General features: G+C 43.1%; 6 protein-coding genes. 4 read left to right on the top strand and 2 right to left on the bottom strand.

Annotated features, from left to right (window positions below):
* Window positions 1-296 precede the first annotated feature (296 nt).
* The 4 genes from B9A58_RS03185 to B9A58_RS03170 all read left to right on the top strand — a co-directional run bounded on the left by B9A58_RS03185 (window position 297) and on the right by B9A58_RS03170 (window position 15,005).
* Window positions 297-4,517 (top strand): PKD domain-containing protein, encoded by a 4,221-nt coding sequence (locus B9A58_RS03185; protein WP_139793721.1) that lies wholly within the window; start codon window positions 297-299, stop codon window positions 4,515-4,517.
* 14 nt (window positions 4,518-4,531) lie between these two features.
* On the top strand, window positions 4,532-11,110 hold the full coding sequence (locus tag B9A58_RS03180) for a DUF6443 domain-containing protein (protein WP_176214661.1): 6,579 nt from the start codon (window positions 4,532-4,534) through the stop codon (window positions 11,108-11,110).
* Between the two features lie 14 nt (window positions 11,111-11,124).
* A complete protein-coding gene (locus tag B9A58_RS03175; RefSeq protein WP_084370969.1) occupies window positions 11,125-11,322 on the top strand; it encodes a hypothetical protein in 198 nt (65 codons plus the stop codon).
* An 818-nt stretch (window positions 11,323-12,140) separates the two neighbouring features.
* On the top strand, window positions 12,141-15,005 hold the full coding sequence (locus B9A58_RS03170) for a ligand-binding sensor domain-containing protein (protein ID WP_084370968.1): 2,865 nt from the start codon (window positions 12,141-12,143) through the stop codon (window positions 15,003-15,005).
* Window positions 15,006-15,133: 128 nt separating this feature from the next.
* On the opposite strand, the gene B9A58_RS03165 is transcribed toward B9A58_RS03170, so the two are convergent.
* On the bottom strand, window positions 15,134-16,099 hold the full coding sequence (locus B9A58_RS03165) for an alpha/beta hydrolase (RefSeq protein WP_084370967.1): 966 nt from the start codon (window positions 16,097-16,099) through the stop codon (window positions 15,134-15,136).
* 93 nt (window positions 16,100-16,192) lie between these two features.
* Window positions 16,193-17,179 (bottom strand): bestrophin family protein, encoded by a 987-nt coding sequence (locus B9A58_RS03160; RefSeq protein WP_084370966.1) that lies wholly within the window; start codon window positions 17,177-17,179, stop codon window positions 16,193-16,195.
* Window positions 17,180-17,224: the final 45 nt, after the last annotated feature.

Below are 17,224 nucleotides of genomic sequence, written 5' to 3'. Positions count from 1 at the left end.
GAAGATCACTCCGCAGAGCTACGAGATGAACCCTGAGCTTACGAGCTTACTCAGATATCCGAAATATTCTTCCCCCTAACTTTACCTTTAGGTTGGCAAAAGAGGAAATGATTGAAGGTATAGCGGCTATTGTTGTCGTAGAATTTTCTTTTTTTGAACAAATCGAGTCCAAGGGTCAAAATCTGATTTGGCCAAATAAAATTTTGTTCGTAACCTTGCGGAGCATTTCTTGAGATTAATTGATTCACCATTATTGTTGTGAATGATACTTAAATCGTAGTCTAAAATATATTCAATTGGCGTTTTCTTTAGTAATTCCTTGCAAGGGAAGAGGAACATGGTTTGTTTTCTTCTGTGCAGCACTCATTTCGTTAGTGTCTTTTCAAATCCGAGGTCAAGGCATTGGTTTTAATCATGTAACGGGCACAGCGAATATTTCAATTCCATTGTATGAAGTGGGCAGTGTCCCGGTAAGCCTTACTTATTCGGCCAGTGGGATCCAGGTGCGTCAGGTTGCAGGGCCTGTAGGCCTCGGCTGGCAGCTTAGGGCTGGAGGGCAGATTTCTCGTGAAGTTAAGGGACTGCCAGATGACGCGCTTGGTTTGGGTTGGATATATAATGGTGCCAAAGAGCAAATAGACAATTTCACCCTTCCTTCGGGCGACGATTGTGAGGCTTCCGAATCTCAAGATGAGCACACCCAAGTAGAAAGCCTGTATACTTTACCAGACACTGAGCCAGATATTTTCCGTATCAATACACCGTTTGTGTCAGGAAGTTTTGTGTTGGTCGTAGATGGTAATTTACTTCAGGGAGGGACAGTTTCTGCCGTTCAGATTGGGGGCTATCAGGATTTGCTCATTTCCTTAAAAATTGTCGAGGATATTGAGTCGTTTACCCTGACAGACGAGATGGGAGTAGTTTACGAATTCGATGTGGTGGATCAATCCACCAGATATGTCGATTTTGAAAAGAATGCCGCTTATTTTAAGAATATGCAAACCCATAGGTATTTGAGCAGGTCCAACACTACGTGGAACCTAAGTAAAATCATATACCCAAATGGTCAGCATGTGGCTTTTGATTATAGCACAGTTGGGAGAGCCATTGATTCAGGTTTTACTCAATTGTTGCAGCGTTCTTATCAAGAGGGTTTGGCCAAAAACTATAGGTTTAAGGGAAGTTCCGTAGGATATTTTGGGATTGTTTCCATTCCCAACACCATCAATACCTTAAAGTCCATTTCGAGCAGTGAAGGAGAAAAAGTAGAATTTCTGTTTAGCACCAGAAATGATGAGATATCGGAAAATAGGCTGGTAAAAGTAGAGATGTACCGTTATGGGCAATTGTTGTCTGCCTATGAATTGAATTATGCGGATGTATATCCAAGTTTTTTTGAAGGGCAAGAGCTTTCTGTCAAGACAAAAGAGTACGAAAAGAGAACCTTTCTAAAATCTGTGCTACCCAGATATGGGGACAAGGTATACCAGGGTTATAGTTTTGATTACCATGGGGTATATGACCTGTACAGCAAATTGCCCTCTCATGCATCTACATGGGTGGATATTTATGGATATTATAAGAAAAACAATAGCTCGACCGTCTCTGGTCGTTTGTACTACTATCCCGAATCAGAGTTTTTAGAAGAAGCTGTTTATTCAGAAGAAGCTTTTTCAGATTCTCATCCGGCCAAACCCACAGAGGTAGTGATAGTAAGAGAAATGATTCCCTCCTTATACTACAATCCGGCACTGGATCAAGCCAATCAGTACCGTTATGAACCCCTGCCAGCCAGCCACCCCAATAAAGGCACAGAGGTTGAGGTGACGGAATTTGACAGATCTGTTGATCCTGATGGTTTGCACTATGGGAGCTTGAGCAAGGTCACCTACCCTACAGGCGGGAATACTCGTCTGTTTTATGAAGCCAATACTTACCACGATCCAGTAGCACAAAGCAGCTATTATGGCCCAGGGATCAGATTGAAACAGACCATCGTCCATGATGGGGTAAGCAATAAAAATAATATAATTACCGATTATGACTATCAAAAGATTTCTCCGACACATGGTGTAGGAAAATTGATTGAAAGACCTGCTTTTGCCTTTGGGGCCACTTATCGAACATACTCTGTTGATCCCAAGATTGGATATGGAGGTATGGCCGATACGATCCCGGCCCTGTCCTATGAAGATATTGGCAGTGGCTTCACTGATCAGCAAAAAGCTGAGATGCTATCCGTTCGGACCAATTTTGATATGTCATCTGGCCAGTCCAGGGTATACTATGAAAGGGTGGCGGTATCCAATCCAGGTAAGGGGAGGACGGTTTATAATTTTGACGTAACGGCTACCATAGATGAGCAATCTGCCAATGGTGGGGACTGGCAGGCCACACAGGCGCATCTGGCAGGAGAATGCACTGGTGGGAAGGATTACCAGGTTGGCAGGTTTTCCACAGGCTATAATGTCTATCCCTTTCCCAGTAATCCCAATTACCATTTTCAAAGAGGTTTGCTCAGTTCCGTGGAAATATACCACGAAAATGGAAAGAAACTTTCGCAGTTGGAGTACACCTATACCAGGGTTCAACCAGAAAGCGGCACGGCAGTATTTGGATTTGTAGCGGAAGCAATCCCCACTTATTTGCCAAGTATTGGTGTACCCCCCCATGCTCATTTAACACTCAATTTTTATGTGTATGCAAAATACATGTTGTTCACTGAGGTAAGAAACTCAATCCAACGAGTAAAACAGACGCTATTTGATCCCAACGATTCAGACAAAAAAATAGTAACCGAAACTATCAGCTCTTACGATGGGACGCACGGCAGGAAAAATACTAGCCTGACAATCAATAGCGATGGATCAATAGTTCGGAGTTATAAAAAATACGTGGCTGATTACGCTATTAGCAGTCCGCAGGATGCAGCTTCAGAGGCACTTGAAATATTACAAAGTTTGCATCAAACGGGTAGAGCGGTAGAGTACCATAGTACAGTTAAACATCCAGACAATAGTGAAAAATTGATTTCTGCATCTCTGACCACTTTTAAGGATTTCGGCAACGGGGTAATCAACCCACATAAGCAATATGCTTTAGGCACAACCAAAGTTGCTTCCAGTTTTTCACCATCTACTGTCAGTGATGGGGGATTTGAACAGGACGTTGATTATGAATTGGTTCAGCAAAATTTGGGATATGATTCTAACCATAAAATATTGACCAGTGTCAATGAAAAAAGTCAGATGACAAGTGGATTGCATTGGGGAGACCAAAGTAGGAAGGTCATCGCCAATATACAGAATGGGGCCGCAGATCACTTTCTATATGACGGGTTCGAGGAAGGGACTGAATATGGCTTTCAAATTGATCAGGCTACACTAATGAGTGGATTGGCAAGAACTGGGAAGCGGTTTGTCAAGCTAGAAGGACTGATGGATTTCCTGTCTGGAAATATGATAAAAGCTGATCATACGGAATCTTTTGTTTTGTCTTTGTGGATCTCTTCAATAGGTGAAGCACAAGTGACTTATGATATTACCAATGTAGATGGTACCTCTTCGTTTGGAAACGGATACATAGATATTGAAAGTCCGTTGGGATGGACTTATCATGAAAAAGAAATTGACGCTAGCACCTTGCCTGCTGATTTTGTAATCAAAATAACCAGTGATTCAGAAGTATTTATTGATGATGTTTTATTGTATCCATCAGAGGCCAGTATCACTTACAGGAGCTTTGGGGAGAAAGGAGAGCTGTTGTCAGAGTCGGCGGCAGGAAAAACAAGTGCCTATTTCGAATATGACGATCAGCTGCGAAACACACTGGTACTCGACAATGACAGGAACATATTGAGCAAAAACGAATATTCAGATGTAGAAGTGGAAGTGCCCTTGCATTATGATTTTGTGTACAGGGGACTTAATCGATTGAATATGGTGGTTTTTGAGCTTAGACATCCTGAATTGGTAGCTGATGATGAATTCTTTTGGGATTTTGGTGATGGCACAGACTGGGTGCAGATGATCCCTGGGCAAAAAACAATTGGTCATCTTTATGCAGAAGAAGGTTACTATTCTGTAAAACTTAGAGTAGGGGATGTGACCAGCAGTGTAATTTCATCTCAAACGGTTTTTGTTCAAATTGAATCAGGGGTTAAACTTTGTGCAGAGGGTTCAAAAACAGTTGACCTTTGTTCTTTGGCTGCTGTGGAAACTTTCGCAGAAGGTTATTGTACTGGGTACTCACATGATTTCCGTACCAAATTTTCAATCAAATCAATTGACAGTTATGATGAATCTACCATATCATATAGTTGGCAAAGATCATTTGAAGATAGCCCTGATAATTGGGAGGTGGTTGGTAATCAGTCTACATTGGACTGGCTGGAAAATTCCAGTTACAATATAAAATGCATCATATACTTCGGTAGTTCAATTCTAATCTCTGATGTTAAATCAGTAAAAGTAGTGAAAAACGGTCTTTGCTCTGATTTACCCCTTGATCAATATTAATAATGTCTATAGCGATGAAAAAAGTATTTGCCGTATTATTTCTTTTTGTTTTTATTAATATAATCAACTCTAATGCACAGTCTATCAGTGGGCCATCTAGCGTATGCTTAAATGGAGAGTATACCTATAGTATAAGTGAGGGAGCATTTATCAATTGGTCTGTTACTGGTGGAACTATTATTGGTTCAAGTACAAGCACTTCTGTAGTGATTAAATGGACGAGCACGGGTAATAAAGTTTTATCTGTAAGCTATTTTGGTCAGCAAACTCCTGCACTTAGGTCTATTTCAACAGAAGGGTATATCATGGATGATACCAGCATGACCGAAAACAATAAGGAAAAAAGCAATGTTTCTCTTAAGAATGCTCAGAATAGCTCCAACAATATATCGGCATTACGCAGTGGAGGAGGTAAGAGTAATATTACTCTTAATAAATCAATTACGGTTAACTCCTCGAATGGAGGAACATTATCAGGCGGTGTGTCCGTATGTGGTAATGCAAAGGCAACACTTTCTATAAGTGGAGCCTCAGGGACAATAGAGTGGCAAAAAAGGCCTGAGGAGACTTCTAATTGGATTACAGTTCAAACCGGAGGAAGTACCTACTGGACTGGGTCTGTAAGCTTTAATACAGAATACAGGGTGAAAGCTACAAGTTGTAATGTAACCACATCAAATTCTGTTTGGGTGAGAATCAAACCTTCTTCTAAAGGAGGTGCTACAAGTGTTGGCGGAACGTTCTGCGAAAGTAAAAGTGGAACTATTACCCTATCTGGTCATAGGGGATCCATTCTGAAATGGGAGAAAAGAACTAATGGTGATCCCTGGGAGAAACTAAATAATGCAAGTGCCTCACAAGGTTATAATCACTCAACAGTAGGTGCATATGAGTATCGAGCACAGGTGAAGAATAATGATTGTCCAGCAGCGTATTCATCTAGCACAACTGTAATTATCAGTCCGGCTTCGGTTGGTGGTGAGGTTACCGTCAATGGCAGTTCCGAGATCAATGTTTGTTTGGGTGCTCTAGTACCTTTAGAGCTCAGTGGGCATATTGGGTATGTAAACAAATGGGAAAAGCGAAATATTGATAGCGAATTAAAGCGTTGGGAAACCATTTCATTAACTGACGCAAAGTATGATCTACGGGCTAATCAGGTAAATGCCACTGAATATATGGCACAAGTGCAAAGTCCAGCATGTGCAGTAAAATACTCAACTTCGATAACTGTAGTAACCGATTCTCCTGTTTCATTAGGAACCATGACTGGTGGTGGTACGGTGTGTCAAGGGTCAGATGGTGAAGTAACCTTAATAAATTCAAGTGGAAGGGTGTTGAGATGGGAAATGAGTGAATATAATGGGACTTCCTGGGGAATCACTACCAATATAGAAAATGTCACAACAACACATCCATATTCAAATATTCAAAAGACTACTCGGTTAAGGGCCATTTTTGCCGACCCTTGTGACGCTGGTGAAAGTACTTCTAGCTATGCCATACTTACTGTAACTCCCCTGACCGTAGCCAAACCTCTTATTATATCATCTGAGAATGATTGTTCAAGCCATTTCTCTGGTTTAGAAATTGACGGAGATACACAGGATTTAGTCGAATGGCAGGAATATATTGAAGGATCTGGTTATACGGCAACTTCAAAAGTTATACCAAAGCTTGGGGGTGACCAATTTTTGGTTTCAAACCTTGAGGGTGGCGAAATATTTAGAGCCATTTTTGACAATGGCTGCGGAGACCCTCAGCCATCTAATTCTGTCACCATTTATAAAAATGAATCAAAAACCGAAGGCACCATCACACAAGACAGTGGAGACCCCTTGGTCCTCAATGGTGGTTCGGGCACTTTATCAGCTACAGTCACCAATGGCGATACAGAATGGTGGGCATCTACAGATGAAGGGGCCAACTATGCCCTGATCCCTGGAGAAAACACCGGCAGTTATGATTACACTGTCTCCACTACCACCCAGTTTCAGGCCAGGGTCACAGATGTGAACTGTTTGACAAGAATATCCAGTCCATTGGAAATAGAAGTGCGCAGCAGTGGCCTACTTACAGGCCCTTCACAAGCAGCTTATGGCGAAGAAGTGACTTTAGACCTATCTGGCCATGAAGGCGCTATCATAAACTGGGAAGTCAGTTTTGATGGAGGCAGTACCTATCAATTGCTGGATCCCGACTTCAACAGTGGGGTTGGCGAAGAAGCACATTTCAGTGCTTACAGGTTTACCCTGTTGGAAGACACTTGGTTTAGGGCCAAAGTGGATATTGAAGACTTTGGGATACAGTATAAGTACAAGGAAATCACAGTAGACCGTTCGGCCCCGGCACAAACCAACTATCGCCAGGTCCAAAGCACCCGGTTGCTCGTAGAAGAGCACAACCCGTCTATGGTCCCTGCCTCGGGAGAAGGTGCACTCACCCAAGTGGCCTATGTAGACGGATTGGGCAGGACATTGAAAACCGTGGCCATCAACAGCACGTCGGCGAAGAAAGATGTGGTGGCTTTTGGGGCGTACGACCCCAACAGTACCATACAGACGGGCTTTATGCCATTCGTAAAGGACGATGCCACGGGCAGTCAGATTGATATCTCTGAATTGATCGAAGACCAGAAAGATTACTATCAGAGCGGTGGGGCAAACATGGCCCATTCGGGCAAAGCCACGGCCGAAGTAGAGCTCGAAGCCTCCCCGCTCGGCAGGGTACTGCAGCAAGGCGCAGTAGGGGAAGCCTGGCAGTTGGATGGTGGACATACCGTACGCTATGCCTATAGGACCAACGAAGAAGACGAAGTCCGACAGTGGAATCCAGATGCGTCTTCTGATGGTTTTTACCCTGCCCATTCACTTTGGGTCACTGAAGCCACTGACGAAAACGGCAATCGCTCCAGGACCTATTCCGACAAGTTTGGAAAAACAGTACAAACCCAGAGAGAGCATGCAGCCGACCAATGGCTCACCAAAGGCTACGTCTTTGATGAACTGGGAAGGACCAAAACCGTCCTGTCGCCCAAAGCCATGAACGGAGTACCGGCCAGTGGGGCCTATGCTTTTACAGCGGATATCTTGGGCACCTTGGCCTATGGCTATACCTATGACGGCCAGGGTCGTTTGGTCGAAAAGAAAATACCGGGCAAAGCCCCTGAATACTACATCTACGATACCATGGACCGTCTGGTACTCTCGCAAGACGGCCTGCTCCGGGAGACCGATCAGTGGAAGTACGTAAAATACGACCAGCGCCACCGCGTGGTAATGACCGGGCTGTACACCAATGACAAGAGCAGGGCCGATATGCAATCCCAGGTAGACAGTCATGCAGACAGTCACTACGAAGTGAAAGAAAACAGTACCGATCATGGCTATAGCAACCAGGCCTTTCCTACCTCAGGTACCGAAGTGCTGTCCGTGAGGTACTACGACAGCTACGATTTCGACAGGGACGGCACAGAGGATCATGGCTATGCCCCGTCAGGTTTAAGCCCAGGGCCAGTACCCTTTGACCGTGTGAGGGGATGGCCTACAGGCTCGAAAACCAAAGTGCTAGGCACCGCACAATGGCTCACCAGCGTGGCCTTTTATGACAAAAAAGGGCGGACGGTCCAAACCCAGAGCGACAACCACCTGGGAGGTACAGACGTGACCACGATGGTCTATGATTTTGTGGGGCGCGTGACCCACTCAAAAACCGTACACGATAACGGCAGTGAGCAGCATACCGTCCATCAGCGCAATACCTATGACCACGTAGGAAGGTTGCTGAAATCCTATATGCAGGTGGATGAAGAGCCTGAAATAGAAGTAGCCTCGCTCAGGTACAACGAGCTGGGCCAGTTGATCGAGAAAAACCTCCATCAGGTAGACGAAGGGGGCTACTTGCAGTCCATGGATATGAGCTACAACATCAGGGGCTGGCTCACTGGCATCAATGACCACACGCTCAACGGACAGGAAACCGAAGCACAGCCCGATTACTTTGGGATGGAATTTTTCTATACAGAAAACGAAGCTTCAAATAAGCTTTACGACGGCAACATAGCTGCCGTCCGCTGGAACAAAATGGGAGACGAAGGCGCGAGCATGTACGATTACACCTATGACAAGGCCAATAGACTGACAGCGGCCGACTATAAGATGAAAGGAGTAGACTGGGGCAGCAACGCCATCCAGCAAAACTTCTACAGCACTACGACAGATTACGATCTGAATGGCAACATCACCACACTGAACAGAAATGGGCTGGACGGCACCATGACCTCCATAGACCAGCTGAGCTATACCTACCAGGGCAATCAGATGCAAGCCGTGACAGACGCAGCAGGCCATGAGGCAGGTTTTAACGATTTGGCCAATGAAACAGACGAATATACCTACGATGCCAATGGCAACATGGCCAGCGACCTGAACAAAGGGATCGACAGTATCGCCTACAACTATCAGAACAAGCCCGTTTTCATCCAGTTTGCAGATGGCAGGACAGTGACCAACACCTATACGGCCAGTGGGGCAAAAATCAGGCAGCAGGCCACAGATACAGAAGGAGTGGTGCAGAAAGTAAATGATTACTTAGGCAATTTCCTATATCAAGACAATCAGCTGCAAGCTATCCAGCATGGCGAAGGACGCATCCTCTACCACCCAGAGGAATCTGACCAATGGGAGCATCAGTACCATCTGACTGATCAGCTGGGCAACGTGCGCATGCTGCTGACCACAGATCAGAAAAGTACAGTGACCCAGGCGACGATGGAAAGCAGTCAGGCCGAGGTGGAAGCTGGTATCTTCTTCAATTATGAAAAAGTGGCTGTAGTCAATGCAGACTTGTTTGATCACACCAACAGCCAGACAGATACGACGCGCAATTCCATGATGCTATCAGGAGGGGATACCTTGATCTTTGCCAGACAATTGAAGGTAATGCCAGGCGATACGGTCAAGATGGAAGTATTTGCCAAGTACTACGATCAGGCACAGTCCTCAGGGTGGACGCAATTGCTCAATACAGTAGCAGGCAATATCGCCAATGGCTCAGCTTTGATTGCCAATGAACTGGGGGGAATGGGCAGTACTGCCCCATTTATTGATTTTACACGCTCAGGCGTAGATCAAGAGGTGCCAAAGGCCTATCTGAACTATATGGTGTTCGACAAAGACTTTCAGTTGATCAGTGCAAAGACAGGGTTCGAGCAGATATCGAGCGCAGCCCAAGAAACAGGCACAGACACCCCACACGAAGCATTGAGCCATACAATAGCCATAGAAGAAATGGGATATGTCTATATTTACTTATCCAATGAAAGTGAAACAGGCGTGGACGTATTTTTCGATGATTTTACAGTAGAGCAGGTGCATGGGCCCATCGTACAGGCCAATGATTATTATCCGTTTGGCTTGCAGACAGCAGGCAGCTACGAGCAAGATCTAAATACCATAAACAACAGATTGTACAACGCAGGCAGTGAGTTGAACAGAACCACAAACAACTACGAGACCTTCTACCGAAACTACGACGCAGCCCTGGGCAGGTTCACGGGCATAGATATCATGGCCAGCAGCTTTACCTCTATGACCCCTTATCAGTATGCCTTCAACAATCCTATCAACTACAATGATCCTATGGGGGATATACCGAAGCAGATGGATAAGGGTGAATTACTGGAAAGCCTTGATGGAAGCAGTGGAAGCAGCTATGGAGGCGGACTGGCCAATAATGGCATGGGCGGCTGGGACTTCTGGGGAGGTATCGCAGCAGGTTATGGAGATTCGTATAACTCAGGCAGTGCTTTTGGATTTGGGCATGGGGGTACTATGGCAGAAATACAGGCAAGAAGAAGAGCTAAAGAAGAAAGTGAGGCATTGGCAGGAGAACAATCTGCTTTTGCAAGTGCAGCCTTAGCCAACAATGGAGGATACTGGCATTCTTCCACTAGAGGGAGAGGCTTATTATTTGCTAATAGTGAAGGAGGAAGTAGGCTGGCATATAGCTTTGGATCAAATTATAACGACTTACATAATTCTTGGAATAGCACTGAATGGTCATCAGGCCCAGTCTTGGCTTATTCAGGGTTTATCAGTGAGATGTCTGCATATGCAAGTGCAGGTAGAAGAGCAGCTAAGTCTGGACTGCTAGCGAGTAATGGGCAAGCAACGGGGGGTGACAATGATACTCAATGGGGTATAATGCCAGAAGGGGTTGATGGTATGTCTGGAGCTAGCAATACTCGATATCTCGGGCAAAATAATCCTAACCCTAGTCAGAATGTGGACATCAGTGGTCAGATTCAAAAGCAAATGGCTGATCTAGTACGTGAAAATCCTGATATAGCATTGAAAATATATACTACAGTGATGCCAAAAAATGAATTTGAAAATGGAGTACTTTTTGGTGTCGCTTATGGCACTTTAGGGGCTTTAACTGGGCTTTCTCAAGTTTTGTTCAATCCAGTAGTACATCCTAAAAGGCTAATGCAAGGTGTTGGAACTGGCGCTGTTGTTGGATTTGGCCTTGGATGGTCTCTTGGGTTTTCAAGTTGGAAAGGTGGTAGCGAATTTTCATCTAAAATACCTTAAACTTAATAAGAATCATGAAAATAAGATTTCCCAATTACTTCAAGGCTTTCGCCTTTATGATTTTATTTATTTACTTACTTTCCTTTGGAGGTTATTTGTATAGTGATGATGCAACTCTAGAAGAGTTATTTAATCTAAGAACGACTATATACATTCTTTTTGGTGCTGCATTTATGTCATTTATTCTTGGCGCTAAATTGACAGAAGAATAGTTAAGTAGAACAAAGAGGTTAAATAAGAAAGCTCAATCAGGAAACTGGTTGAGCTTTTTTTATTGCTGTAGCAGAGAGTCCATTTTGAACTTGGCAAAAAAGGCATCCATAAGAGCCCCTGCTGGTGCGAGCACAAATAGATAATCGCTGTTTCAAGCTTGCAGCTTGGACTTTACGGCCATACAGATATGCGGTGATTTCCGCTCGGTCGCAATTAGCGTAGGGTATTGCGACTGGGATCTTGCCGAAGGTGCTGTAAAGCAGTATTTGTAATGCGGAGAAGAAGTGTAAAGCTAGACTGAGCCAAAGAAACAAAGAGCCATCCTAGTTGGGGTGGTTTTTGGCGTAAGGGATAGGAGCATTTTGTTTGAGTCCGAAGCGGGAGGTGCGAGGGCAGACGAGTGCGTATAGCCCGACCCGAAGGGAGACGCCCCAATAGATACCACCTGACCGACCAGCTGGGCAATGTACGGATGCTGCTGACCACAGATCAGAAAAGTACTGTGACCCAGGCTCCCTCTGAAGGGCTATGGGACGACGCTGAGCTTGTAGTTTAAAATATCCCCCCCCCAAAAAAAAACTTTGCAGACTGATCCGTATTTACTTGTGTTATGCACCTCCCACTCATTTTTCATAAAGTGTGGGCGAGGCCTCTAAGCTGTGTGTTTGAGTATTTCATCCATACGTCAATTATTATTTCAATGGACAAATCCTAAAACATGGATATTTAATGATTGAATTGTACTAAAGTAATGATAGGTATTAAACAAACTGTATATTTGATGCTCAATTTTATTCATTCGATAATATCGCCTTAGATGCGTTGGGGAATTCGATTATTTAGTACGTATTGTTGGCTGTTTGCCTTTGTAGGTTCTTTTGCTCAAGAAGGTGACCTGTTTCTTACCCATCATCATCACAATATTCCTGGAATAGATGATGTGAACTATCAAATAAAAGCTGACAGCAAAGGGCAATTGTATATTGCGAACAGGTCAGGAGTCATTCAGTATGATGGAAATTCCTGGCGACATATCCCTACCCCAAGTGCGTCCATTTCACTGGATATGAATGAGAATGATCAGCTTTATATAGGCTGTGTAGGTGATTTTGGACTATTAAAAATTGTAGACAAAAAGTTGCAATATCAGTCGCTGGATTCAGTGGCCAATGATGACGGGCTCTATTTTCAAACCTTATATTTGGGCGCCTCAGTATACTTTGTGAATGAAGAAACTATTGTACGCTACGACGTAGCTGAGTCATCCACCTCACGAACGAATCTGGTAGATTACGATGATTTTTTCACCAAACTGTTTGTAGTAGATGGGAAGATCTTAGTGCAAACGGATAAGGAGCTGTACGAATATGCGAATGGTCAGCTGGTCAGCTTTGCCTGGCCGGAATCCAATTCAAGTGAATTTATATTTTTTGAAAAGCACCCCTCAGAGGACGTTTATCTGGCAGGTACCACGGACAATACCATCTATACCTATCAGGCAGGTATTTTTACGCGCAGTGAAGTATCTGCATTATTATTTGAGAATGAGTCTTTTGTAGACAATGGGATATGGATAAATGATGATCATTTTGCGCTAAGTACACTGGAAAATGGTGCTATTCTTTACAACTACAGACAGAATCGAACGGTAGAAGTAATCAATAGAGAAAAAGGCCTGCCTGACAATGAAGTGCATGCCATTGGTGTAGATCTGGAGCATGGTCTGTGGATCTCACATGAATTTGGATTGTCCAGAATGGAGTTGGGTATACCTTTCAAAACTTTCAGCAATTTTCAAGGGTTGCATGGGCATCTTTATGAAGCGTTTTTTTATGATGAGAGTTTGTATGTCGCCACTAGCGAAGGGGTGTATCACTTGACGAAAGTAGAACGATATAAAAATGTGGCTTATTACGAAACGGTCAAAAAGAGAGTGATCAAGTCTGTACCAAAGGAAGCGATAGATGATGACACATCGGAAAATGAAGGACAACAAGAGGTGGAGCAGCCACAGCGAAAACTTTCAAAAAGAGAACAAAGAATAGCACGAAGAAAGGCAAGAAAAGCAAAGAAACAGTCGGAGCAGAGTGAGGATCAGAATGAGGCGAAACTGGCCGAAGAAGAACACAAAAACAAACCTTCTCAAAAATTATTTAAGCCTGTAGAGGAAGTGACCATAGTTGCAAAAAACGTCAAATTGCGAAAAATGCGCAAAGAGTTGGTTGGTGAAGAATGGGTTTTCAAACAGGTAGATGGGATCCACTTCAAAACGGAGCGTTTTTTCGTGTATCAAGATGAACTCTATGCTGCGGGTACCAGTGGTGTATTTCACATCAGGGCTGACAGTGCCGAAATGGTGATCCACGAACCTGTTCGATTCGTGACTCCAGAGAAAAAGCATGACCGTCTCATAGTGGGCAACATGTACAACGAGGTCAAAATCTATTACAAAGAAGGTGAGGAATGGGTAGAAACAGAAAATCTCAACTTGCATGGTGATCTGGTTAAAACAGCCTTTAATGATGAAAATGGCCGAACTTGGTTTGCTACGCCTACAGCATTAATAGCGTTTGACGACATTACAGTGGATCACTTCGATTACAAAATTTTTAAGTATAAAAATCAATTCATTGACAACCCCAAGCTCACATTTTTAAATGAGAGATTGTATTTGATCAATACGGAAGGATATTTCTTTCTCGATTCTGTAAAGCTTCAGGTGGTGCCTGATCTAGCGCTGATGAAGCTTTTGGGGAAACCAGTCAAACACCTACAGCAACGGGACGGTGAAGTGTGGGTATTCAACGGAAAGAACTGGTACAAGATAGATCATGAAAAGAACGTCGAATTGATGGATGTTTTTGGCCTATTTCCCGACATGTCCTATGTATCAATATACAATGACCGCCATTGGGTCATAGACGGCGCGAACGAGCTCTTGGAATATCACAAATCGATTGATGATAGCCTATATACCATGAGTCGTAGCTTCATTAGGAAAGCCACAAGCAACCAAGGAGATATTGATTTAACAAGTATCAGGGTTTTTGACTATGATGAAAATACATTCTATTTTGAGTTGAGCAAACCAGACTATCGTGGTATTCTCAATACCACCTATCAGTATCGCGTCACTGGTGTAGATGGTGAGTGGTCTGAGTGGATCAGTCAGCCTCAGATTACACTGAGTTATTTACAGCCAGGTGCCTATAGTCTTGATATTCGTACGCAAGACGCCTTTGGAAATATTGAGCAACTAGAGTCATTCAACTTTGAGATCAATCCTCCATATTGGCAAACCTTGTGGTTCTATAGCTTGCAAATCGCGGTTATGATTTTACTGGTTGTAATTTCTGGTTTTATGAATCGTCGTGCCCGCGAAAAATACATCATCATCACAGAAGTACTTACAGTACTTGCCTTGGTTTTGATTATTGAGTTTTTGCAGGCTATTGCTGTCAATTATTTCAATGTAGAAAGTTCACCAGTCATGGATTTGGGAATAAACGTCCTCATTGCATTCTGTATTTTTCCATTAGAACAAGCGCTCAAACAATACCTCAAAGCCGAAGAAAATAGGGGAAAGGGTCTTGGAGGCAAAGGTTTTCTTGAAATCGTAGGTATTCCCAACCCCTTTGCTTCATCCATCAAAGGGACTGGTGATAAAAATGACAACAAATAATTCTGTTACTTCCGTTTGGTGGCCATTGTATGGTAGCTGAAACTGTTCTAACGCATCGTCCACAGGTTTAACATATAGTTCTAATGGAATTACAGGTCAATCTGGCAACAGAAACGTGACATTAATTCTTATAAAATGACCGAATTTCTCTCCTTAGACTCGATAGAGACTCGGCCAGTCTGGATGGCCTTAAGCATCTCGTTAAATACGGGAGTAGGTTTGCCTTTTTTGTCCTTGATAAAGTAGCTGTGGCCTTTTATTTCGCATTTATTATTAAACTCGTCGCAGTCAAATGCGAAAACATTTTTGGGAACTTTTTGCATGTTTTCTGGCCCTGTATGACCAAGTCTTCTTGAGACCACTTTGTTTTTAAGGTTGATCACTTTACTGGCTCTCAAGGCCAGGTCATCTGCTGCATAAAATACAGCTACGTTTCTTGTAGCTTCAGTGATGACCTTACCAGGGTGATCGTGGTGAAGGGTTTCATTGACCACATCGGCCGCCACCATGAAGATGTTTCTGAATACCATAGGCACATTATCTCCAAACCTGCTAATAGACTTAAAAGCCAATAAACTTTTCTTTAGTACACGATTGCCCATGGAATGGGCTAAAATATTAATTCGTTTCAGACAAGTGTCGTTGTTACCATAATCGTCATCTCTCCAGCCTAAAAATTTTTCAAACACGCGACTAAATGCGCCTGCACTGGCATAAGCAGCACGCTGATCGTCCCAGTAATCTTGAAGCATACCTTTATCATTGTCGCAAGGCCAAATCATAGGAATCACCTCAACAAGGTTTGGGTCTTTATCATCAAAAAGGGCTTGTAGTTGTTCTGCATTATGAAAGATCTCTCGGTCACCTTCAGGCAAATTATTAAACCCATGGATGTAGATTAAAATCTGTTTGGCTTTACTTTTTTTTACTTGTTGAAAGAAAGGTATGCTGCCAATTTCAGTGTATTTTCCTGCTTTAGTTCGTTCGCAAAAAAACACAGATGATCTGGCGTCATTGTCATCCAAATTAAAGTCTACTACAAGAGGTTTTTTAGGATTTGGCCGAGTAAGGCCACGATTGGTGATAAAAAGCATAGGTATGATAAATTAGGTTGTACTTTGTTAGTGGTATGAAGTTAATAGTTTTCCTTCATTTTTCTAAATATACTTCTTGAGCTATCAGATGGCCTACAACAAAAAACCATTCTCGTCCTGAACAGGAGAAGGTATATTCGTGTCATCTATCATTTCGCGTAGGTCAATTTCTATGCCTTTGGCAATAGATGTAATAGGTACATCATTGTATGTCCCTTCAAAAGGATTTTCCGAATAATCCCCAATTTTTTCCATTAAGAAGAAGACCCAGATAATTAAAGCAGAAATGACGGGCGATACCCAATAGACCCAACCATTGGCAGATTTAGCTATATCTAATAAACCCATGGGCACGAAACCACAAAATACTATGGTAAGCCAAACGGCAGTAGAAGCATATTGCCTTGGAAAAGGAAAGTTCTTGATTCTTTCTGCTTTACCTTGATCTGCATAAAAGCTCACTATCAATTGGTGAAATTCCATGTGTCTGAAGTCTTCAAAATATCCTTTATCTCGAAGGGCTTGCAGCCGAATGGCCTGATTTTTCATAATCTGGGTGGCAGTGTTTGTCTTGCCATCGAGCGCTAAAATTTCTTTTTCAGTTAAGAACGGTTTTAATTCTAAATCCAATTTTTCTGTATAGTCTTCACATACCGTAGGTGCGTATTTCCCATTTAGTCTGTTTTCTGCATGTTCCCAGGGTCTACTCAGTCTGAGTTGGTGCCTAAGTGCTGTAAGCCAGGCAACGTGTCGATAGATAAGCTCTTTGATGACCTGGTCTGAATCAGCACCACTGACAAAAGCCAATGCAGCAGCTCCAAAGCTTCTGCTATTGTTGACAATGCCTCCCCAGATTTTGCGGGCTTCCCAGGTACGGTCGTAGGCGCTATTATTTTTAAACCCTAGATAAAAGGCGACTGCTATACCTATAATGCTGATAGGCTGCCAAGGAATGTATATATGAAAATCTAGTATATACGATCCACCAAAAATGGCAAGTGAATAGATGAGTCCTAAGATGAAAGGTTCTTTGGACCAATTGAAAGTCATCCAAAAACCGTATTTTCTTTTGATATACATAGGGTGTGAAATGGGTGTTTAAATTATAGATATACGCTTCAATTA

The organism is Reichenbachiella faecimaris (genome assembly GCF_900176375.1).
GTDB classification, from domain to species: Bacteria; Bacteroidota; Bacteroidia; order Cytophagales; family Cyclobacteriaceae; genus Reichenbachiella; species Reichenbachiella faecimaris.
Note: the sequence above shows the minus strand (reverse complement) of the source record. Positions and strands in the feature narration are given on the sequence as shown.